Below are 21,440 nucleotides of genomic sequence, written 5' to 3'. Positions count from 1 at the left end.
ACATTATTAGTAAATATTTAATGTGGGTTTTTCGTGATAACTTTTATGCAATGCCAGTGATAAGCACAACGTTATTAACGGTCGTGAAGCACACGCCGTCTGCGAGGTCAGGGTATACCTGATTCGTAGGCGGCTTTTTTATTTTCTAGCGGAGGTTGTTGTATGTTTTTTTCCGAAGCATTCCAGCAATGGCTAGATCATCACGTTTCGTCACGCCAAAGCGAGGCGAAACGAAGATTGGCGAAAGGACTAGGCCATGCCGAGAAGTTGTTTCTTGAGAAAGTGTGGTGGCCGGCGTACGGTCATTTTCACGGTCTGATCCCGGAATATGAGGTGAATGATTTTCGTGACGGGAAGCGATTCATCGACTTTGTGTACATATGCGGTCCGCTCAAGCTGGCAATTGAAATTGACGGTTACGGTCCTCATCTGCAGAACATTACTAGAGATCAGTTTGCCGACCAATGTATACGGCAAAATCATCTGATTTTAGATGATTGGCTGATTTTGCGCTTTTCCTACGATATGGTGAATGAACGTCCACGTATGTGCCAGCAAATGATTCAGCAATTTTTGGGGAAATGGCTCGGAACGACGGCGGAAGCAAAACGCTCGTGGACAATTGAAGAACGTGAGGTGTTACGGCTGACGGTTCGTAAAGGATCGCATGTAACGCCCAAGGAAGCAGCCGAAGCTCTCTGTATTCCAGACAAACGGTCCCGCAAAATTATGCAGACCTTGGTTGCCAAAGGGGCACTTATTACGGCTGGCAAAGGAACCAAGAGAATATACAGCTATACTCTCAGTCCTAATATCAAGTTGGAAGACTTAAGATAATTAGCTCGCCCGCACGGACGTCCTTCGGATACCTGTTGCGTGCCATCTCACTTGCCCCCACCGCCAACAACGCCCTTTTGGGCTTTGTTGCGCCGCCTCTCACTCCTCCAGACTACCAACAAAGCCCTTTTGGGCCTTGTTGCGCCGCAACTCGCTCCTCCAGACTACCAATAACGCCCGTTTGGGCCTTGTTGTGCCGCAACTCGCTCCTCCAGACTACCAATAACGCCCGTTTGGGCTTTGTTGCGCCGCCTCTCACTCCCAGACTACCAATAACGCCCGTTTGGGCTTTGTTGCGCCGCCTCTCACTCCTCCAGACTACCAATAACGCCCGTTTGGGCCTTGTTGTGCTTCCTCTCACTCCCCCACACTACCAACAACGCCCGTTTGGGCCTTGTTGTGCCGCAACTCGCTCCTCCAGACTACCAATAACGCCCGTTTGGGCTCTGTTGCGCCGCCTCTCACTCCTCCAGACTACCAATAACGCCCGTTTGGGCTCTGTTGCGCCGCCTCTCACTCCTCCAGACTACCAATAACGCCCGTTTGGGCTTTGTTGCGCCGCCTCTCACTCCTCCAGACTACCAATAACGCCCGTTTGGGCCTTGTTACACCGCACCTCGCTCCTCCACACCGCCAACAACGCCCTCTTGGGCCTTGTTGCTATGCACCTCGCTCCTCCACACTGCCAACTACGCCCTTTTGGTCCTTGTTGCGCCACACCCCGCTCCGCCTCATTCCTCCACACTACCTACAACGCCCGTTTGGGCCATGACTGGTAAAATAAGCCTCAAGAAAGCCTTGCACCCTCCCGTCGTTCGGACTTCATTGAAAAAACAAATACTTTCAGACACCAAATAGCAAAAGAACCCCTCGCACAGATCATCCGATCCATGCAAGGGGTTCTCCGACACTACGCAAATTATGCGCGGGAGATATAGTTGCCTTCGTTCGTGCCGATCAGCAGAACGTCGCCTTCGTTAATGAACAGCGGCACCTGAACGTTCAGACCGGTTTCGAGCTTCGCGTTCTTCGTTGCGCCCGTTGCCGTGTTGCCCTTGATGCCCGGCTCGGTTTCAACAACCTTCAGCTCAACGGAGTTCGGCAGCTGAATACCGAGAATTTCGCCCTGATACTCAGCGATCTTAATGTTCATATTCTCCAGCAGGAAATTAACTTCCCACTCCAGCTGTTTCTTGTCCAGCGTAATTTGATCGTATGTAGAGGTATCCATGAACGTATACTCATTGCCTGTATTGTACAGGAACTGCATCTCACGGTGCTCGATCTGCGCACGATTTACGTTCTCGCCGGCGCGGAACGTACGCTCAACGGTATTGCCGTTGCGCAGGTTTTTCAGCTTGGAGCGCACGAATGCGGCACCCTTGCCTGGCTTCACGTGCTGGAAATCGATAACGGTAAACAAATCGCCCTCTACTTCAATGGTCAAGCCTGTCTTAAAATCGTTGACTGAAATCACTGGAGTTCCTCCTGACGGTTAGTCGAGTATAATGAATTGCTTCGTCGATTGGGTAAGAATGCGGATGCCGGTCTCCGTAAAGACTACATCGTCTTCGATGCGCACGCCGCCGAAGCCGGGCAAGTAAATGCCGGGCTCGACCGTCATCGTCATACCGGGCTCAAGCACGGTTTCGTCACCTGTCGACAGCCGCGGCGATTCATGGATTTCCATGCCGAGACTGTGGCCGGTGCCGTGCCCGAAATTGTCGCCGAAGCCGTATTTCACAATGATGTCCCTGGCCAGTGCGTCGCCCTCGCGGCCTGTCATGCCCGGCTTCAGCCCGTTCAGGCAGGAGAGCTGAGCTTCCAGCACCCGGTCGTAAATTTCTCTGTGTTTGTCGGTAGGCTTGCCAAGAACGACCGTACGCGTAATATCCGAGCAATATCCTTTATAATACGCGCCGAAGTCCAATTTGACAAACTCGTCCTTCTGAAGCACCCTCTCGCTGGCTCTGCCGTGCGGCAGCGCCGACCGTTCGCCGGAGGCGACGATCGTATCGAACGATGTGGAGGTTCCGCCGTTAGACCGGATGAACATTTCGATTTCCAGTGCGATGTCGAGCTCCTTCACGCCCGGCTTCAGCTTGGTCAAAATGTGGCTGAACGTCCGGTCCGCAAGCTCCGCCGCTTCCTGCATAATTTGCAGCTCGTTGGCGTCTTTGATCATCCGCAGCTTCTCGACGACGCGGTCCGTCGGCACGAGCTCTACACCCTGCAGCGCTGCCGAATAAGCGACATAAGCGCCGTAAGACACATGCTGCTGCTCGAAGCCGAGCCGCTTGACGCCTTCTTCCCGGAGAAGCTCGTGAATTTTGTCCATGTGCTTGCCGGCTGCGTGCTCGACGATCTCATAATCCGGCGCTTGCTGACCGGCTTGTGTCACGTAGCGGAAATCGGTCAACAGCACCGCTCTCCGGTCCGTGACCACAACGAAACCGGCCGTGCCGACAAAGCCAGTCATATAGGTCCGGTTCACATCGCTTGCGATGAGCATCGCATCGACGGAGAGCTCGGACATCAAGGCGCGAAGCCGTTCCAAACGCTGTACGTACATATCAATCACCCGTTCTTTTCTTGTGAGAAATAGTGATGCAGCGCCCGTAAGCCTAGCTCGTAACCGAAAGCGCCGAAGCCGGCGATTTGTCCGACAACGACCGGAGCGGTAACCGAATGGTGCCGAAACTCTTCGCGCTTATGGATGTTGGAAATATGCACCTCTACAGCCGGCAGCTGAACCGCCGATAGCGCATCCCGGATCGCATACGAATAGTGGGTGAAAGCCCCCGGATTGATTATGATTCCTTGCACCGTTCCGTATGCGGCATGAATACGGTCGATCAGGGCACCTTCGTGATTCGACTGAAAGAACTCGACTTCAAGACCCAATTCTGCGGCCAGCCGAGCAACCTGCTCCTCAATCGTCTTCAGCGTCACGCTCCCGTACACTCCGGGCTCGCGAATGCCGAGCATATTCAGATTGGGTCCGTTTAACACGAGCACCTTATTCACCGGCAGGCCTCCCGATCGCATGAAAGCTCATAAATAACCGATGCCCATTTTACCATAAGTTGCTTCATCGTGTATAGTCACTTCAGCAAGCTGCCCAGCACGTTATCCGATTCGCGGTTCCGCTCGTCGGTAAATTCAACGGAAATGGAGTACCCGATAAACAAACCCCACAGGGCATACAAGCATACGTCGGTAATGATCGAATTCCAGCCGATCTCGTAAAGCCACGGCAGCATGCCGGTCATCGGGCCAACCAATAAATACAGAAGTCCCCACCATAACAAGCCGTACATCAGTCCGATCCAGGGGCCTTTCACTTTAAATAGAAACGCCGCATACAGCTCCGCCGCAACGATGGAAAATATGATGAAAGCCCCCCATCCGACTACGCCTCCCCACGGCGTGGTCAAAAAGTCGTGCCGGAAAAAAAACTCGACCAGAAACCCGGGTACGACATCGGTAAAGCGAAAATAATATTCAACAATCCGCAAGCCCCCCCAAATGAGCCCGGCAAAAAAGCCGATGTAAGCCCCAAACAGCCACCGGTTTGTCGGTTTCTTGTTTTCACTCCAATTCCGAATGTGCCTCGTATACGTTTCCGACATATCCGCAAGTCACTCCCCTTTTTAATCCTGAATCAACTGCCCGAAGCCAAGGATGGCAGCCTTTAGTATGCGCAGGAGACGTTTCCCGTAACCGCCGCGGTGGCAAATGGCGTCCGAATTCGCTACAATAGAGCCATACCGTAATTCATAAAAAAGAAGGTGTCCTCATTGTCGCAACCTACAGCGATTTACGGCGGTCAGGCCGTGATTGAAGGCGTTATGTTCGCAGGCCAAACCGTACACGTGACCGCGGTGCGCAGGAAGGATCAGACGATCGACTTCCTGGAAGTGCCGAAGCAAGATAAAGCCTGGGTGAACTCGCTTAAAAAAATTCCGCTCATCCGCGGCATTGTCGGTATTATCGAAGCCAGTGCGAAGGGCGCGGCCCATCTCAACTTCTCCGCGGAGAAATTCGCCGAAGGCGAGAATGAGATTCCGGAGGAAGTCGAAGCCAAAGCCGGCTTCAGTCTGTCCATGCTGCTTGGCGTCGCCTTTGTCGGCGTTCTGTCATTCCTGTTCGGCAAATTCGTATTCACGCTCGTGCCGGTCTTTATCGAGCAGGCGCTGTTCGGTCACATGTTCGAGAGCCGCGTCGGCCATACGCTAATTGAAGGCGTCATCAAGATAGTGCTGTTGGTCGGCTACATTTACGCGATTTCCTTGACGCCGATGATCAAACGTCTGTTTCAATACCATGGCGCCGAGCATAAAGTCATCTCCGCTTACGAAGCCGGTGTCGAGCTAACGGTCGAGAACGTACAAAAATTCAGCACTCTGCATTACCGGTGCGGCTCCAGCTTTATCGTCTTCACGGTCATCGTCGGCGTGCTCATTTATTCGCTGGTCCCTTACGAAACGCTGTGGGAACGCGTCGTCCAGCGGCTCATCCTGCTCCCGGTCGTCATTGGCGTTTCCTATGAAGTGCTGCGCTTCACGAACTCCTTGCGGGACGTTCCGGTGCTGCGGTATTTAGGATATCCCGGACTATGGCTCCAGAAGCTGACGACGAAGGAGCCCGACAATTCACAGGTTGAGGTGTCCATTGCATCGTTCAACCGGATGCGGGAAGTCGACCGCCTCTCCGCACAATAACGTATGACTGCATGATGAAGGAGGTTTTCTCATGAGAGGCCGCTACTCTATCGGAACGTATATCATTTTCGGACTGCTTGCGATCGGTTTGCTCTTCAGCCTGACCACCATCTTTATTCCGATCCTCGTGCTCGGCGCGATATTCCTACTGTATAAATTTCCGCCTTCCACATGGAGAAAAGTAACCATGTACCGTAAAGACGACGGCAAACGGCACCGCAAGGCGCGCTACCGGGTTATCCACGGCACCAAACGCGACGATGATCCGCCTCGCTATCACTAATTCGCTGCTGTAAAACAAAAAAAGATCGCCGACCCGCTACCTGCGAGACGAGCGATCTTTTTTTGTGTGAATCGGTCCGTCAAGATGATGGTCAGCCAACCGCGGCGCCGGCTTCCGTAAAAATTTTGTCCGCGAATCCTTTGATCGTTCCACAGCCGACCAGCATCGGCTTGGAAACGCAAGTCAGCAGCAGCGTTCCGCTGCGGCTGTCCCAGCCGTATTGAAAGCCGACCTGCATGCCTGCCACCTTAATGTTGAAGCTTCCCGAAGGCGTCCCCGGAATGGAAAAGCCCTGCCGCCGTCCTAGCGCCTGCAGCGATTGAAATACGCCCGGCGTCACATTGCGATACGTCCACGCATTGCATGCTGCCATCGTTATCCGCCCTCTCATTTGGTAGATCGTTACCAGTATATGAGCAGGCGCTTGTACAACTTTCTTCCAAAATCTTTTCAGCTACCGAATGATCCCGGCAGCTCAGAATCAGCCCTACCACATCCTTCGGTACCTCTGCGCATATCATATGGCTTCCTGGGCGTCAAGCGAATGTCCGGCCAATACATAAGGAGGCTTCCTGCCCCGGTTGCGCCGCCGTTACCGTAACCGGACCGGTCGTAGACAACGATTTGGACATACGGCGAATAGCCGCCATACAGCGGGGAGAAGTCGACGTGCGGACCGGCCGTTCCCCAGCCGGCAACAAGGACGACGGTCTTGACACCCGTGCCTTGGGTATACAGACGCTTGCGGAAGCCATTGACGGTATCGAACTTACCGGGAGGCCGGTCACCTTGACGATCTTGCCTGCTGCCGGCCGTTGATACAGAACGCCGGAACCTCTCATCGGCGCAAACGGGACGACCGATCCCAATTTTAATACGCGAATGATGCGATACCGCTTGGAGCGGAGCCGATTGGTATATTTTTGGATGTGGTGCAGTATATCACACACCTAAAGCTTGCGAAACATGGCATATAGCTTGATCATATGCAGCGCATTATTCGGATCGATTTCTTGATCGACAATGAAGCGGGTCATCCGGTCCTGCTGCTCAGGAGAGATCGGCTCGCCGAGCGTACTTGATACGCGGCCGATCAGCTTGCGAACGGTAACCGCGTTTTGCAAATCCATCTTCGTCACGCCTTCGGCAATCCGCTTCACGCGTTCGCGCCCCGGCTGCTTCTTCGCCTTCTTCTTAAGCCGCTCCACAAGAGCAGGGTCAATGCCGTAATCGCGAAAATTTTGCACGATAACCACCTCCGTGGTTTATCGTATGAATAAAGCGCCGCTGCTTAGAATCGCGCGGCGCTTCTTCTTACATACACATTCAATCGAGCGGGTCCCCTTCAAACAGCTGCTGCCGCTGCAAATAATCGCGAAGCGGTATGTACACGGCCGCAGTCCAAAACTCCGAATCGGCCACAAGCGCGGCGGCATCGTCGCGGGCCCGCTCCATCGTCTCAAAGTCGAGCGACAAGTCCGCCACGCGAAAATCCGGCATGCCGCTCTGCTTCGTTCCGAAGAAATCGCCCGGTCCGCGCAGCTCGAGATCGCGGCGTGCAATCTCGAAGCCGTCGTTCGTCTCCGTCATCGCTTTCATCCGCTCCTTGCCGACGTCCGTCTTTGGATCAGAAATCAGCACGCAGTACGATTGATGCTCGCCGCGTCCAACCCGTCCGCGCAGCTGGTGCAGCTGCGACAACCCGAACCGGTCCGCATCATAGATGACCATCAGCGTGGCGTTCGGTACATCAACACCGACCTCGATTACCGTTGTCGACACAAGCACATGCAGCCCGTTATCTTTGAACGCCCGCATGACTTCATCCTTCTCGGCTGCGCTCATCCGTCCGTGGAGCAGCCCGACCCGCAAGCTCGGAAAATGCTGCTGAAGCTGAACATGGACGTCGATCGCATTTTGCACATCCAGCTTCTCGGATTCTTCGATGAGCGGACAGATCACATAGGATTGCCGTCCGGCCTCCGCTTCCCTTGCGATGAAGCCGAGTACCCGTTCCAGCATTGAATGCTTGACCCAGTAAGTCTCGATCGGCTTGCGGCCCTTCGGCAGCTCACGAAGCGTCGAAACATCCATATCGCCGAACGCGGTGATCGCCAGCGTCCGCGGAATCGGTGTCGCCGTCATCGTAAGGACATCCGGGTTCATCCCCTTGCGGCGCAAAATGCTTCGCTGCTGGACGCCGAAGCGATGCTGTTCGTCGGTGACGACAAGACCGAGTCGCCGAAAAAACACATCCTCCTGAATGAGCGCATGCGTGCCGACTACAACATCGATAAGCCCCATCTGCAAAGACGCGAGAACTTCACGGCGCTGCTTGTCCGTGAGCGATCCGGTCAGCAAAGCGGTTTGAATGCCGTAAGGTTCAAACAGCTTGTCGAGCGACCGCTTGTGCTGCTCGGCAAGAATTTCGGTAGGCACCATGAGCGAGCCTTGATTGCCTGCGGTATAGGCAGCATATAACGCTGCCGCGGCCACAACCGTCTTCCCCGCTCCGACATCTCCTTGCAGAAGCCGGTTCATCGCGTAAGGCTCTTGCAAGTCACGCAATATATCGGCGAGTACGTTCTTCTGCGATTCCGTAAGCGTGAACGGAAGCGCCCGCACGAAAGCCCGCACCTTCGGCAGATCGACCTGCTGCGCCAAGCCGTCCGTCCGCGACCGGTTCACCGCCCGGAACGCATGCAGCTTCAGCTGAAACAAGAACAGCTCCTCATAGACAATGCGCCGGCGCGCACGCTGGCCGTGCTCCGTCCCGTCCGGATGATGCAGGGCGGAAATCGCTTCACTACGCGGCATTAGATCGTATTTGCGCAGGAGAAACTCGGGCAGCACCTCGCGTACGAGCGCCCCGAACTGCTGCAGCGCCTGGGAGATCGCTTTACGGATCCACTTCTGGGTGATGGCTCCGCCGACGGAGTATACCGGCTGCAGCGTTCCCGCATTTGCGTTCCGTTTGCCGGGAAATTCCGTCTCGGACACGGTAATTTGAAGCCGCTTCTGGTCCCATTTGCCCGTCAAGACGAGCTCCAGACCGGACGACAGCTTGTCTTTCAGAAACTTCTGATTAAACCAAACCGCGCTTATAAAAAAACGATCCACGACCACTTTGCACAGCATTCGAGATTTCGAACGGCCGTACATCTGGAGGACGGGATCGCTGGCAAGCGTACCTTGAATCGTAATTTTCTCTCCATCCTTCACTTGGGACAAATCGCGAATGGAGTAATCCTCGTACCGGAACGGATAATATTCAATCAGGTCACCCACGGAGCGGATTCCGAATTCGGCAAGCTCCGCCGCCTTTTCCTTCCCCACGCCGCGGACTTCACTGACCGGAATTTGGTATAAATCTCTCATAAGACCTCCAGAGGGCAGGCCGCCAGGCAGCCTCCCCCTCGTTATACTTCAACAGGGCACACAAACGCCGCAACGACTCCAGGACCGGTATGAGCGCCGATAACAGGGCCCAGCGTAACGTAACTGACCTTATCGACAGGAATCCGCTCCCGGATCAACGCTTCAAGCTCCGCTGCCGCCTCGGGATGGTTCGCATGCGCGATATGAAGCTGAATCGGAACTCCGCTCAAGTCGGCTTCGAGCATCTCCACCATGCGCGACATCGCCTTCTTGTGTCCGCGTATCCGATCGACTGCAGCTACCTCTCCGTCTTTGTCGATGGACAAGATCGGCTTGATGTTCAGCAGTGCGCCGAGAATGGCGGAAGCTTTGCCGATGCGGCCGCCCTTCTTGAGAAATTCCAGCGTATCCACCAGAAAATAAATATGAAACTGCTCGCGCATCCGACGAATCAGCTCCAGGCAAGTATCCAGTCCGGCGCCGTCCTTAGCGGCTTCAGCCGCAGCAACGACTAGAGCGCCAATCCCGTAGGATGCCGACTTGGAGTCGACAACCGTCACCTGTTCTTCGCCTTCCAGCATCGATTTTGCCAATACGGCCGACTGGTACGTGCCGCTCAAAGCGGAAGAGAGATGAACCGAAACGATCTGTACGTCCGGCCCTTCCTCTTCAATAATTTTCTTATACGTATCGAGAAACTCCAGCGGCGACGGCTGCGACGTCGTCGGCAGCGTCGCGGACGCGGTCAGCTTCTCGTAGAATTGGTCCGATCTCAGGGTAACGCCGTCAAGATAGGCTTCGTCACCAAAATGAATTTTGAGCGGCACCATGGTGATATTAAGCCGTTCCAGCAGCGGCTGCGGAATATCCGCCGTACTATCGGTCACTAAACGAATCCGGCTCATGCGAACGCCTCCTTAAGCTAGCTACTCCACCGAGAAAATATAAGCATAGAGCGGCTGTCCGCCCGGATGCGTCTCCACTTCGACCGACGGCGCCGCTTCCGCAATATAAGCGGCGAGTGCCTCCGTATCTTCTTCCTTTGCGTCGGCCCCCGTCAGAATCGTGACAATTTCGCTGTCCTCCGTTATCATCGCGCCGAGCAGCTTCTTGCAAGCGTCCAGCAGCACCGGTTCGGAGGCAACGATCTGTCCTTCGCGGATCCCGATAAATTCGCCTTCCTTGATCTCCATCCCGTCGATCGTCGTATCGCGCACGGCAAATGTCACTTGCCCGGAGACGATACGGGTCAGCGCATCCTTCATCGCAGCTTCGTTGCGCTTGGCATCGGCATTTTCCTGGAATGCCAGCACCGCTGCAAGGCCCTGCGGAATCGTCTTGGTCGGAATGACGACGATCTGTTTGTCTTCTATCAGTTCCACAGCTTGCTGGGCTGCTAAAATAATATTGGAGTTGTTAGGCAATACAAACACCGTATCCGCCTCAATGCTGCGGGCTGCATTCACGATATCCTCCGTACTCGGATTCATCGTTTGCCCTCCGGACAGGACGACGTCAACACCGACGCTCGTCAATATTTCCGAAATGCCGTCACCCATGGCAACGGCAACAAAGCCGAATGGCTTGCGTGCCGCAGAAGCTTTGGCATAGGCGTTTACCGGCGTAATCGGCAGCCCGTATGCCGCCTCTTCCGCATTGTCCGCAGCTTCCTCCATAATGATATGAGCGTGCTGATCGCGCATATTTTCAATCTTGATCCGGCTCAAATCGCCGTATTTCATCGCCAGATTCATCACGTCGCCCGGAAGCTCCGCGTGAATATGCACTTTGACAAGCTCATCGTCGGATACGACCAGAAGCGAGTCCCCGAATTCGCTAAGCTGCTGGCGGAATTTGCCTTCTTCAAATGTAAAGCCCTTTGTTTTGCCCGGCGTCACGTGAAGCATAAACTCCGTGCAATAGCCATGCTCGATATCTTCGGCACTCATCTTCGCTTGTGCTCGCTTTGGCTCGTGCCCGCCTTGCCCATGAAGCTCGGCCGCCAAATTACGGCCTGCAACGGCCCCGGGCTCGGCGAATGAAGCGAAAGCGGCAACGGGCGCAATGCCTGTCGGCGCTTTATCTCCGCGGAGTACGGCCAGAAAACCCTCATAAATATAAATAAGGCCTTGTCCTCCCGCATCGACGACACCGACCTGCTTCAGCACCGGCAGCATATCCGGCGTTCTCGCGAGCGTCTCCTTGCCCTTATCCAGCACTTCCTCCATCAGTTCGAGTATGTCGGAAGCGCGCTTGGCTACTTGCAGGCCGTGTTTGGCCGCTTCGCGGGAAACGGTCAGAATCGTGCCTTCCACAGGCCTGACGACCGCCTTGTAAGCCGTGTCGACGCCATTCTGCAGCGCTGCCGCAAACTGCTGTACATTCGCCGACTCCAGTTCTTGAACACCTTTGGCGAAGCCGCGAAACAGCTGGGACAAGATTACGCCGGAATTGCCGCGCGCACCCATGAGCAGCCCCTTGGACAAGGCTTCGGCCGCTTTCCCCAGGTGTGACGAAGGACGTTTGCGAAGCTCCTCCACACCGGAGGTCACGGTCAAATTCATATTTGTTCCGGTATCTCCGTCCGGGACCGGGAACACGTTCAAGGCATTCACGTTCTCGGCGTGGGTGCGCAGCGCATCCGCGCCTGCGAACACGAGCTCCATGAAATCGTGGCCGTTCAAAGAACTAAAGCGCTTACTCAATCTAGTAGTCTCCTTCCATAGGTGAGCGCTAGGGGCTAACGGGCAACGCGGACCCCTTGCACGAAAATATTAACTCCATCGACCTGCAGCCCAATGACGTCGTTAAGCACATACTTCACGCGGTTCTGCACCTGATGAGCGACTTCGGAGATTTTCGTGCCGTAACTGACAATAATATATAAATCGATTTCAACCTTATCTTGTTCGCGGCGCACTTCCACACCGCGGCTTAGGTTATCTCGTCCAAGCAGCTCGGCAATGCCGTCCTTCAACTGCTTGCGGGAGGCCATGCCGACAAGTCCGTAGCATTCGAGCGCTGCGGAACCCGCCAAATTCGCCACCACATCGTTCGTGATCAGTACTTTGCCAAGTTCTTGCGTGAGTTCGATCGTCATCTGCGTTCCTCTCCTTCTTGGGGAGCTTTCCTTTGGGTAGACGGACTAATGTCATTGTACACTAATCGACAAAAGAAATAAACGTCAAATCCCGACGAATTGCGTTGACTCTGCTAATTTTATTATGCTATTATGGTTAAGTGTGTCTTAGCTGAAGCAAGAAACCGTCCTACCAGTGACAGGTTTGCAGCGATACTTGGAGGAGGTGGAGTCATGTCCCGCAAATGTTTCATTACCGGCAAATCCCGTGGAACGGGAAACCACGTTTCCCACGCGAACAACAAAAACCGTCGTACTTGGGGCGTTAACGTGCAAAAGGTGCGCATCATGGTTGATGGTAAGCCTAAGCGCGTATACGTCAGCGCTCGTGCGCTGAAGTCCGGCAAGATCGCCCGCGTTTAATCGTTATTCTTCCCAACAGAAGCAGCAAAAAGCACCGGATGCCGGTGCTTTTTTTTGCGTTGCAGCCATTCAGCCGCTGCAAGCCTCGCTTCATGAAGTACGCATGGGCGCTATGGTGCGTAAGTACGCGAAACGGCACAGACAGCGGCTAGTTTTTGCTGAACGTGTTAAGTACGGCTTTGACGAAACCTCCCAAAAACTTCGGGAGTTTGATCGTGTAAAATTTCATCCTCTACCCCTCCTCCAAAGTTCGCCTGTAGCAAACTCTTAATTCGTTACTGACAATATATGCCCACCCAGCGAAAACGTGCTTGGATCATCCCGGCAAAACATACAGGCGGTCCTAACACCGCTGCGCAGCCGCTGCCCCGTAACGACTCCAGAGATTGATGCATGCAAGAGGTCCGGCTCTCGTGTACATCTATATGCCGTCAGGGATGAGCTTATTCCTTGGCAGCTTGTGCAGCCCTCCGGGGCTTGTCAAGGGATTTTTCTCATTTCGTTCTAATCGAATTCTCATCAAGAGCGGTTCAACGCATACGGGGTCTGCTCCGGGACGCATTCTGACAAAATATAGCACCGGATGTTTGTGTTAACCTGTTCTCAGGCAACGAAACGCCAAGTTCAAGACATCGTTGAAGGAGGACACGGAACATGATGATCAGAAAGACCCCTTTGTACAAATGGTCGGTCGCGTTATCCGTGGCTGTCGCCCTCTTGACCGGCATGTCGGCCGGTGCTGATTCCGCAGCCGCTGCATCAACCTATACGCAGAGCGCAAGAACAGGAGCTCAAATCGTTTCAACGGCAAAATCGTACCTTGGCAAAGTCACCTATCGCTATGGAGTTCGCAATCCGGGCAGACTTCAATTCGACTGCTCCGCATACACGCAATACGTGTTCAAACGCGTCGGCATCACAATTCCTTGGGGAAGCCGAGCGCAAGCCAAAGCCGGCGTATTTGTGCCGAAATCGCGGCTGCAGCCGGGCGATCTCGTTTTCTTCAGCGTCGGTACGCCGGGAAGAATCGATCACGTCGGCATCTATGTCGGCGGCGGGCAATTCATTTCCAATTCGCCCAGCAAAGGAGTAAGCATCTCGAAGTTTACCGATTCGTACTGGAAAACCCGCTATATCACGGCTCGCCGGGTACGTTAAGCTGCAAAAAAGAAAGCGGCTGCCTTCATCATTCGTGTTGATGAAGGCAGCCGCTTTGGCGTCTGGTTAACGGACTCGAAGCCTTTGGATCGCATCGGCCCGGTCAGGCTCGGCGAAGACGGCGTTGCCGGCGACAAGTACATCGGCCCCCGCTTCGACGACGAGAGGCGCCGTCGATTCGTTCACGCCGCCGTCAACCTCGATGTGCAGGCCGCGTAAACCGCGCTCGTCGGCCGCGGCGCGCAGATTACGGATTTTCGGGAGTACGTTATGTATGAATTTCTGGCCGCCGAAGCCGGGATTTACCGTCATCAGCAGAACAAGATCAAGCGATTCGTCGAGCACATGCTCGATCGTCGTCAGCGGCGTTGCCGGGTTCAGCACGACGCCCGTACGGACGCCCTGCTCCCGGATCAGGTCCAGCGTGCGGTGCAGATGACGGCACGCCTCTACATGCACCGATATCAGATCGGCGCCCGCTTTGGCGAACGCCGGGATGTAACGCTCCGGCTCCTCGATCATCAAGTGCACGTCCAGCGGCAGCTTGGTATGCGGCCGAATCGCTTCTACAACCAGCGGTCCGAGCGTAATGTTCGGCACGAAGCGGCCGTCCATCACGTCGACATGAATCCAGTCGGCTCCGCCCCGCTCCACATCAGCGATCTCCTCGCCAAGCTTGGCGAAGTCCGCCGACAATATCGACGGTGCTATACGCAGCATCGTTCAGTACCTCCTTGGCCTGTCTCGAATGATTTGCAGGAATTGCAAATAATGCTCGTAACGGGAAGCCGCGACGCCTCCCCGCTCTGCGGCGGCGCGTACTTCGCAGCTCGGTTCGTGCAGATGCAGGCATCCGCGGAATTTACACTGCTCGGAAAGCGGTACGAATTCCGGAAAGCAGCCGCCGAGCTGCTCCGCCTCGATTTCGGCAAAATCAAGCTGACTGAAGCCCGGCGTATCCGCCACCCAGCCTCCGCCGCCCAACGGCAGCAGCTCCACATGTCGGGTCGTATGCTTGCCTCGGCCGAGCTTCATCGAGATCGCGTTCGTCTCCAGGTCAATACCCGGGATCAGCGCGTTAAGCAGCGAGGACTTGCCAACACCGGACTGGCCGGCTATGACGGTCAATTCCCCGGCCAGCCGCGCCGCAATCGGCTCCAGGCCTTGCTTGAACTTGGAGCTCGTCTCGAACATCTCATAGCCGATACTGCGATACAGCGACGCGGCGCTGCTCACCGCCTCGGACAGCTGTGCGTCCGCTGCTGACTCGAGCAGATCAAGCTTCGTAAAGCAGATGACCGGCGTAAGTCCCGCATGTTCAATATGAACCAGAAACTTGTCCAGCAGCTGTTGATTCAGATCCGGCTCAACAACGGAGAACGCCAGCAAAGCGATTCTCATATTAGCTATCGGAGGGCGGATGAGCTCTGACGATCTGGGGCTCACCTCGGTTACCGTGCCCTCGCCGTTCTCCGTACGTTCGAACTCGACCCGGTCGCCGACGAGCGGACTCAAGCCCTTTTTCTTGAAAATGCCTCTCGCGCGGCACTGCACTAGCTCTCCGTTTGCCAGCTCATTTCCGTCTTCCAATACATAGTAAAAGCCGCTTAAAGCTTTCACGATTATACCCTTGGCCATCAGTTCCGGCCTCCTGATGTCGCGGCGGTACCGCCTGTGCCCGTAGCCGGAGTGGCCGGCCCGTTCGGCGTCGATCCGCCCGGTGTCGTCGTTCCGCCGGTTCCCGGCTTCGTTCCGTTCGTCGATGGCTGCGTTCCGGTACCGGTTTCCGGCTTGGACTGCTGATTTAAGTAATCCTGATACGTCTTCGTTACGATATTCACCAGCTCGTTGTCTCTCTTCACTTGAATCGAAGCGCGTTTATCCGGCGCTACCGTAACTTTCACGTCAACCGATGTCGGCTTTGACGCTTTCAGCGTTCTGTAATCGAGATTATCGCCGGTTGCGTCGCTCACCGTAATTTTAAAGGTCGATTCTTTGCCTTCTTCCTTCGGTTCGAGCGTAACCGGTACGGTCAGCTGGCCCGAATCTGCGGGAGGCCCGCTGGAGACGGTCAGTTTGATCGTTTCGTTCGGTGAAACGTCCTCGCCAGCTTTATACGGAAATTGACTTACGACTTTATCCTTGGCCATCGTAAAGTTTGTTTCATACTTGATCGCGGCTTCGTCAAGCTTCAGCTTGTTATCGGTAAGAATTTTACGCGCCTCCGTCAACGTCTTGCCGACCAGGTCCGGCATCTTGAACGTTTCCTTCCCCTTGCTGACTTTTAACCGCACCGATACCGTCTTCGGATCTACGGATTCATCGACGCCCGGAAACTGCTGCATGACAGTGTCAACCGCCGCCGTATCGGAGAACTCCGAATCCACCTGAATTTGCGTGTTGGGATCCAATCCCAGACCTTGCAGCCTGTCGCGCGCATCCTTTAAATTCGAGCCGATCAAGCTTGGCATCTTTTGCTTCGCCGCACCGGTACTCACGTAAATCGTAACCGTGCGCGACTTCGTCTTCATGTTCGGTTCCGGATCTTGACGGATGACGGTGTCCTTCGGCACCTTCTCATCCGACTCCTCCTTCACCGATGGATCGAGATTCGATTCCTTGAGCTTCAGCTGCGCCTGAGCCGAATTCATACCGACAACGCTAGGGACCGTAATATCCGGCACCGTAAAGATTGATTTCACCCAGCCGACCGCGTACCACATCCCGCCCAATATGAGCAGCAAAATGACGATCCACACCGTCGGCTTAATCCAGCCGCGCCTTCGAACAGGCTCGTCGCGCCACTCGGCCCGCTGCTCCTGGAGAGGCTCGGAACGCTCGCTGCGTTCGGCTCGATCATTTCGCTCCGACCGTTCCGGCGGAAGGGTATATTGATTCGGGCGAATGGCCGGAATGACGCGCGTGCTCTCCTCATCGATACCGTCTTCATCGTGCCAAAACATAATTTTCGGCTCATTTCGACGATCCGGCTGCAGGCACGTCTCCAGGTCGGCCAGCATTTCGGTTGCCGACTGATAACGTTCCTCCGGCTTCTTGCGCATGGCCTTCAAAATAATGTTTTCGACGCTCTGCGGAATGAGAGGATTCACCGAACGCGGCTCCTCCACGTCCTCCTGCAGATGCTTCAGCGCTACCGAGATCGGGCTTTCGCCAAGGAACGGCAGCCGACCGGTCAGCATTTGATACAGGACGATGCCTAGCGAATACAGATCCGATTTTTCCCCGGTGGACGTCCCTTTGGCATGCTCCGGCGAGAAGTAATGGACCGAACCGACTACGGAACCCGTCTGTGTTATGGTCGAGGACGTAGCCGCGCGGGCAATGCCGAAATCGGTCACTTTGATGCGCCCGTTTTTCCCGATAAGGATGTTGTGCGGCTTAATGTCCCGGTGAATAATCTCGTTATGATGCGCGTGCTCCAGAGCGTCGCAAATTTGCGATGCGTACCGGACCGCTTCCTCGACCTGCAGCGGCGCACGCTCTTTAATGAGATCGTTTAACGTAACGCCTTCTATGTACTCCATGACGATATAATGGATATCGCCTTCTTGTCCAACATCATAAATACTGACGACGTTCGGGTGGGATAACGAAGCTGCGGCTTGCGCCTCGCGGCGGAAGCGGCGGATGAACTCCTCGTCGTGAACGTATTGCTGGCGCAGCACCTTAACGGCCACTTTGCGATGCAATAAATGATCTAGTCCCAAATAAACCAATGCCATGCCGCCGCCACCGATGCGCTCCAATATCTCGTAGCGTCCTCCGAGCTTCTTGCCGATCAACCCCGATCCCCTCCTTCCGCACCGTTCTTGATTAGGACAACCGTCACATTATCGTCTCCGCCCGCATCAAGAGCACTATGAATCAATCGCAGCGCCATCCGGTCGAGATCCGGCTCGCCGCGAACCACTTCCAGAATCGAATCGTCGTCGACAAGCCCATGCAAGCCGTCGCTGCACAACAGCAGCAAATTACCGGCCTTCCACGGCACCAGGCGCAGATCGACTTCAACGGTCGGGTCCGTCCCGAGGGCCCGGATAATCACATTGCGCCTCGGATGATGAGCAGCCTCCTCAGGCGTAATGTGACCGTTCTTCACGAGCTCGTTCACGAGAGAGTGGTCTTCCGTCAGCTGTTCCATCCCGGCGTCGCTGATCAGGTAAGCGCGACTGTCGCCGATATGTCCGATTATAGCGGTCTGTCCGTTCGCTACGGCGCTGACGACGGTTGTGCCCATGCCGTGGTAATTTTCCCTGCCCAGCGCAAACTCATATATGTTTTCGTTGGCGACTTCAATGGCGCGGCGCAGTTCTTCGGCGCAGTCGTCCGCCGCAAGCTCGGGGGACAGCCGCTGCAGCTCGCGCTGAATGATGTCGACAGCCATTTGACTGGCAACGTCGCCGGCCTGCTGACCGCCCATGCCGTCAGCCACGACCGCGACAGACCAGCCGCCCGGCACATGCCGGACGACCGCGCGGTCTTCGTTTACAAGACGAATGTTGCCGATATCGGTACGACTAACCAAATGCATTCGACAGCTCACCTCCGCTACTTCTTCAGTTCCAGATGCTTGGCCCTTAATTGTCCGCACGCTGCGGCGATATCGCTGCCCTGCTCGCGGCGGATCGTGGCGTTCACTTTATGATTCTGGAGAATGCGCTGGAAGTTGAAAATATCGTTCTTCGTCGAACGAACGAAGTTGCGTTCCGCCACAAAGTTGACGGGAATCAGATTCACATGGGACAGCGGCATGCCGGACAATACTTGCGCAAGCTCTTCGGCGTGCTCCGCCTGGTCGTTCACCCCGCCCATCAGCGCATACTCGAATGTGATGCGACGGCCGGTCTTTTCAATGTAATACTTGCAGGCGGCGATCAGATCGGCGAACGGAAACCTCCGGTTCACCGGCATGAGCTTCGAGCGCAGCGCGTCGTTCGGCGCGTGAATCGAAATCGCCAGGTTCACCTGCATATTCTCGTCGGCGAACTTATAGATATTCGGCACGATGCCGCTCGTCGACACGGTAATATGGCGCTGGCCAATATTCAGGCCCTTCGGATGGGTCATTACCCGCAAAAACTTCATCGTGGCGTCGTAATTTTCAAACGGTTCGCCGATCCCCATAATGACGATGCTCGATACGCGTTCACCGGAATCGTCCAGCATCTTCTGCGCCTTGATCACCTGCGCGATAATTTCGCCGGGGCGCAGATCGCGCTTCAAGCCGCCAAGCGTCGACGCGCAGAACGTGCAGCCGATCCGGCAGCCGACCTGGGTCGTGACGCATACCGAATTGCCGTAGCTGTGCTTCATGATCACCGTTTCGATCGCGTTCTTGTCGGCCAGCTCGAACAGAAACTTCACCGTTCCGTCCGTCGACTGATATTTGGCGATCTCCGTCAGCGTGACAAACTGGAAGCCCGCTTCCAGCTTGTCGCGGAGCGATTTCGGCAAATTGGTCATTTCCTCGAAGGAGGACACCCGTTTGACGTGCAGCCATTCGAAAATTTGGCCGGCGCGAAACTTGGCTTCTCCCGCCGCTGCGATCCAATCCTGCCAGTCCTCCAGTGTATAGTCGTAAACGAACGGCTTCAGGTCGGGCGGCAGCTGCTTCGACTTCGGGGGTGTGTTCGTTGCTTGATTTTGCTCTTCCATCGTTAATCACAACCTAACTGTTAGGCATTCAATCTATTGTACCACATTATGGCGCACGATGCGTTCTTATGAGCGGTTAGCTTTGCGCATGCGTGCAATAAAGAATCCGTCGCTTCCGAACTGATGCGGCAAAATGGTGACCATGCCGGTGAACGGCAAGAGCGGCTCTGGCAGCCGGACGGGACTGGCCTTGTCGAGCGCAAACTCGGTGTGATTCGCCAGAAAGGCTTGGACCGTATCCTCGTTCTCCTCGCGCTCGATCGTACATGTGCTGTAAACCAGCACGCCGCCTGGCTTCAAGAGCGGATGAATGCTCTCCAAAATCTCGCGCTGAATCGCATTGATCGCCGGAATATCGTCCGGCATCTTCGCCCACTTCAAATCAGGCTTGCGCCGGATGACACCGAAGCCGCTGCACGGCGCGTCGAGCAGAATGCAGTCGAACGATTCGGGCGGGAACCGGTGCGCGAGCTCTCGGGCGTCGGCACATATCGTACGAATGTTGGTCAGACCAAGACGCTGCGCCTGCTCGTCGATCAGCTTGATTTTGTGCTCGTGCACATCGCTCGCCCAGACGGCGCCTTCGCCGCGCAGCTTCTCGGCGATATGCGTCGTCTTGCCGCCGGGCGCCGCGCAGCAGTCGAGCACGGCCATGCCGGGCTCTGGCGCCAGCAGCTCGGCCACGAGCATCGAGCTCTCGTCCTGGATCGAGAGCTCCCCCGCGGCGAACTGCGGCAGCATCGCCGCCGAGCCGCCGCCGCGCAGCACGAGCCCCTGCGGGGCGAGCTCGCTTGGCGCGGCGTCGACGCCCTGCTGCTGCAGCTCGTGCAGCAGCTCCTCGCGCGAACCGCGCAGCGCGTTCGCGCGCACGCTGGTGTGCGGCGGGGTGTTGCCCGCCGCGCAGATCCGTTCGGCCGTCTCAAGGCCGAACCGGTCGATCCAGCGCTGGCACAGCCACGCTGGGTACGAATGGCGGAGCGCCAGCGCCTCCGCCGGAGTCAGGCCGCGGCCGTCCACGGTCAGGCCGCCGCCGTCGCGCTCGCGAATGACCGTTCGCAGCGTGCCGTTCACCATGCCGGCGATGCCGGCATGGCCGCGCCGCTTCGCGAGGTTCACCGCCTCGCTGACCGCGGCGTGATCCGGCACGCGCTCCAAATACGCGAGCTGATAGTAGCTGAGCCGCAGCAGGCTGCGCACCCACGGCTCCAGCTTGGCAAGACCGCCGCGGACGAACCGCCCGAGAAAATGATCGATCGTGTTCAGACGTTGGATCGTCCCGTAGACGAGCTCCGTCGCCAGCGCCGCATCGGGGCGGGACAAGCCGCTGCGCTGCAGCGTCTGGTTCAGCAGCAGGTTGCTGTAGGCTCCCTGCTCGTCAACGCCGGTCAAGACGTCGAGCGCAACCGATCTCGCCGAAGCGGGCCCTCCGCCTCGCTTCGGCCGCCTGCCGCCCACGGCCTTCCCCGCCGCAGCGGGCCCGCCTGCGGAGGCAGGTCCCCCGATCCTCACGGCCGGACCTCCGTCCTTGTTCGCCGAAACCCGCTGCCCGGCTGCCCCTAGCCCGGACATCCGCTCGGTCCGGTTCGCCGCGCCGATGCCGTCACCACGTTTTGATCCCGTGCCGTCGCCGCTAAAGCCAATGCTCCCAGCTCCAACGCCGTCACCGCGACTTGCTCCCGCAGCTTTGTCAGAGCCGCGTCCTGCAACCGCACGGCTGCCGGCACCTCTGCCTTTTCCGCCGCCGCTTCCGGAACCACGCACTTTTTCCATACTGTTGCCTGCATCGTTTCCTGCTCCCGCACCGGATTCGGCGCGTCTTGCTCCCGCACCAATCCGGTTCGCGGGCGTTGCCTTGTTGTCCGTCATGCCATCCCTCGGTTTC

At 56.2% G+C, this 21,440-nt stretch carries 23 protein-coding genes; 6 read left to right on the top strand and 17 right to left on the bottom strand.

Annotated elements, in window-relative coordinates:
• Positions 1-162 precede the first annotated feature (162 nt).
• Positions 163-837 carry a putative endonuclease domain-containing protein gene (locus ACFFK0_RS27220; protein ID WP_377473911.1) on the top strand — a complete coding sequence of 225 codons (675 nt, stop codon included), beginning with the start codon at positions 163-165 and terminating at the stop codon, positions 835-837.
• 919 nt (positions 838-1,756) lie between these two features.
• Here ACFFK0_RS27220 and efp read toward each other — a convergent pair.
• The 4 genes from efp to ACFFK0_RS27200 form a co-directional block, all read right to left on the bottom strand.
• The gene (gene efp / locus ACFFK0_RS27215; protein WP_377473909.1) at positions 1,757-2,314 is read right to left on the bottom strand and encodes an elongation factor P; all 558 of its coding nucleotides are present in this window, start codon (positions 2,312-2,314) and stop codon (positions 1,757-1,759) included.
• Between the two features lie 18 nt (positions 2,315-2,332).
• On the bottom strand, positions 2,333-3,409 hold the full coding sequence (locus ACFFK0_RS27210; RefSeq protein ID WP_377473906.1) for a M24 family metallopeptidase: 1,077 nt from the start codon (positions 3,407-3,409) through the stop codon (positions 2,333-2,335).
• A 5-nt stretch (positions 3,410-3,414) separates the two neighbouring features.
• Positions 3,415-3,864 (bottom strand): type II 3-dehydroquinate dehydratase, encoded by a 450-nt coding sequence (gene aroQ, locus ACFFK0_RS27205; RefSeq protein WP_377473905.1) that lies wholly within the window; start codon positions 3,862-3,864, stop codon positions 3,415-3,417.
• Between the two features lie 77 nt (positions 3,865-3,941).
• The gene (locus ACFFK0_RS27200) at positions 3,942-4,469 is read right to left on the bottom strand and encodes a YqhR family membrane protein (RefSeq protein WP_377473903.1); all 528 of its coding nucleotides are present in this window, start codon (positions 4,467-4,469) and stop codon (positions 3,942-3,944) included.
• Between the two features lie 219 nt (positions 4,470-4,688).
• On the opposite strand from ACFFK0_RS27200, the gene ACFFK0_RS27195 reads away from it, so the two are divergent.
• A complete protein-coding gene (locus tag ACFFK0_RS27195) occupies positions 4,689-5,561 on the top strand; it encodes a DUF1385 domain-containing protein (protein ID WP_377473918.1) in 873 nt (290 codons plus the stop codon).
• 31 nt (positions 5,562-5,592) lie between these two features.
• Positions 5,593-5,844 (top strand): hypothetical protein, encoded by a 252-nt coding sequence (locus ACFFK0_RS27190; protein WP_377473900.1) that lies wholly within the window; start codon positions 5,593-5,595, stop codon positions 5,842-5,844.
• 91 nt (positions 5,845-5,935) lie between these two features.
• On the opposite strand, the gene ACFFK0_RS27185 is transcribed toward ACFFK0_RS27190, so the two are convergent.
• Positions 5,936-6,217: a hypothetical protein gene (locus ACFFK0_RS27185; RefSeq protein WP_377473898.1), complete on the bottom strand. Its 282-nt coding sequence runs from the start codon at positions 6,215-6,217 to the stop codon at positions 5,936-5,938.
• Between the two features lie 296 nt (positions 6,218-6,513).
• On the opposite strand from ACFFK0_RS27185, the gene ACFFK0_RS27180 reads away from it, so the two are divergent.
• The gene (locus ACFFK0_RS27180) at positions 6,514-6,663 is read left to right on the top strand and encodes a hypothetical protein (RefSeq protein WP_377473896.1); all 150 of its coding nucleotides are present in this window, start codon (positions 6,514-6,516) and stop codon (positions 6,661-6,663) included.
• Positions 6,664-6,794: 131 nt separating this feature from the next.
• On the opposite strand, the gene ACFFK0_RS27175 is transcribed toward ACFFK0_RS27180, so the two are convergent.
• The 5 genes from ACFFK0_RS27175 to ACFFK0_RS27155 form a co-directional block, all read right to left on the bottom strand.
• Positions 6,795-7,091, bottom strand: a complete 297-nt coding sequence (locus tag ACFFK0_RS27175; RefSeq protein WP_377473894.1) for a stage VI sporulation protein F — start codon at positions 7,089-7,091, stop codon at positions 6,795-6,797.
• Positions 7,092-7,170: 79 nt separating this feature from the next.
• On the bottom strand, positions 7,171-9,222 hold the full coding sequence (recG, locus tag ACFFK0_RS27170) for an ATP-dependent DNA helicase RecG (protein WP_377473892.1): 2,052 nt from the start codon (positions 9,220-9,222) through the stop codon (positions 7,171-7,173).
• 41 nt (positions 9,223-9,263) lie between these two features.
• Positions 9,264-10,127 (bottom strand): fatty acid kinase binding subunit FakB, encoded by an 864-nt coding sequence (locus tag ACFFK0_RS27165; RefSeq protein WP_377473889.1) that lies wholly within the window; start codon positions 10,125-10,127, stop codon positions 9,264-9,266.
• 21 nt (positions 10,128-10,148) lie between these two features.
• Positions 10,149-11,927, bottom strand: coding sequence for a fatty acid kinase ATP-binding subunit FakA (locus tag ACFFK0_RS27160; protein ID WP_377473888.1), 1,779 nt, complete (start codon positions 11,925-11,927; stop codon positions 10,149-10,151).
• A 35-nt stretch (positions 11,928-11,962) separates the two neighbouring features.
• Complete coding sequence (locus tag ACFFK0_RS27155) at positions 11,963-12,322, bottom strand: Asp23/Gls24 family envelope stress response protein (RefSeq protein ID WP_377473886.1); 360 nt, start codon at positions 12,320-12,322, stop codon at positions 11,963-11,965.
• 213 nt (positions 12,323-12,535) lie between these two features.
• Here ACFFK0_RS27155 and rpmB point away from each other — a divergent pair, with 213 nt between their 5' ends.
• Positions 12,536-12,724 carry a 50S ribosomal protein L28 gene (rpmB, locus tag ACFFK0_RS27150; RefSeq protein ID WP_041047225.1) on the top strand — a complete coding sequence of 63 codons (189 nt, stop codon included), beginning with the start codon at positions 12,536-12,538 and terminating at the stop codon, positions 12,722-12,724.
• A gap of 148 nt (positions 12,725-12,872) precedes the next feature.
• On the opposite strand, the gene spoVM is transcribed toward rpmB, so the two are convergent.
• Positions 12,873-12,953 carry a stage V sporulation protein SpoVM gene (gene spoVM, locus ACFFK0_RS27145; RefSeq protein WP_014652194.1) on the bottom strand — a complete coding sequence of 27 codons (81 nt, stop codon included), beginning with the start codon at positions 12,951-12,953 and terminating at the stop codon, positions 12,873-12,875.
• A gap of 425 nt (positions 12,954-13,378) precedes the next feature.
• Between spoVM and ACFFK0_RS27140 the strand changes: the two genes are divergently transcribed.
• Positions 13,379-13,882 carry a C40 family peptidase gene (locus tag ACFFK0_RS27140; protein ID WP_377473884.1) on the top strand — a complete coding sequence of 168 codons (504 nt, stop codon included), beginning with the start codon at positions 13,379-13,381 and terminating at the stop codon, positions 13,880-13,882.
• A gap of 66 nt (positions 13,883-13,948) precedes the next feature.
• Here ACFFK0_RS27140 and rpe read toward each other — a convergent pair whose 3' ends face one another.
• From rpe to rsmB, 6 genes are all read right to left on the bottom strand, one after another.
• The gene (gene rpe / locus ACFFK0_RS27135) at positions 13,949-14,602 is read right to left on the bottom strand and encodes a ribulose-phosphate 3-epimerase (protein WP_377473882.1); all 654 of its coding nucleotides are present in this window, start codon (positions 14,600-14,602) and stop codon (positions 13,949-13,951) included.
• A gap of 3 nt (positions 14,603-14,605) precedes the next feature.
• Entirely contained in the window at positions 14,606-15,520 is a 915-nt protein-coding gene (rsgA, locus tag ACFFK0_RS27130; protein WP_377473880.1) for a ribosome small subunit-dependent GTPase A, read from the bottom strand.
• Positions 15,520-17,685, bottom strand: a complete 2,166-nt coding sequence (gene pknB, locus ACFFK0_RS27125) for a Stk1 family PASTA domain-containing Ser/Thr kinase (RefSeq protein WP_377473878.1) — start codon at positions 17,683-17,685, stop codon at positions 15,520-15,522. Before pknB ends, rsgA begins: the two co-directional genes overlap by 1 nt.
• Complete coding sequence (locus tag ACFFK0_RS27120; protein ID WP_377473876.1) at positions 17,682-18,434, bottom strand: Stp1/IreP family PP2C-type Ser/Thr phosphatase; 753 nt, start codon at positions 18,432-18,434, stop codon at positions 17,682-17,684. Before ACFFK0_RS27120 ends, pknB begins: the two co-directional genes overlap by 4 nt.
• Positions 18,435-18,451: 17 nt before the next feature.
• Positions 18,452-19,558 (bottom strand): dual-specificity RNA methyltransferase RlmN, encoded by a 1,107-nt coding sequence (rlmN, locus tag ACFFK0_RS27115; RefSeq protein ID WP_377473874.1) that lies wholly within the window; start codon positions 19,556-19,558, stop codon positions 18,452-18,454.
• A gap of 66 nt (positions 19,559-19,624) precedes the next feature.
• The gene (rsmB, locus tag ACFFK0_RS27110) at positions 19,625-21,424 is read right to left on the bottom strand and encodes a 16S rRNA (cytosine(967)-C(5))-methyltransferase RsmB (protein WP_377473872.1); all 1,800 of its coding nucleotides are present in this window, start codon (positions 21,422-21,424) and stop codon (positions 19,625-19,627) included.
• Positions 21,425-21,440: the final 16 nt, after the last annotated feature.

The sequence above is a fragment of the Paenibacillus chartarius genome, from assembly GCF_042432825.1.
Lineage (GTDB): Bacteria > Bacillota > Bacilli > Paenibacillales > NBRC-103111 > Gordoniibacillus > Gordoniibacillus chartarius.
Note: the sequence above shows the minus strand (reverse complement) of the source record. Positions and strands in the feature narration are given on the sequence as shown.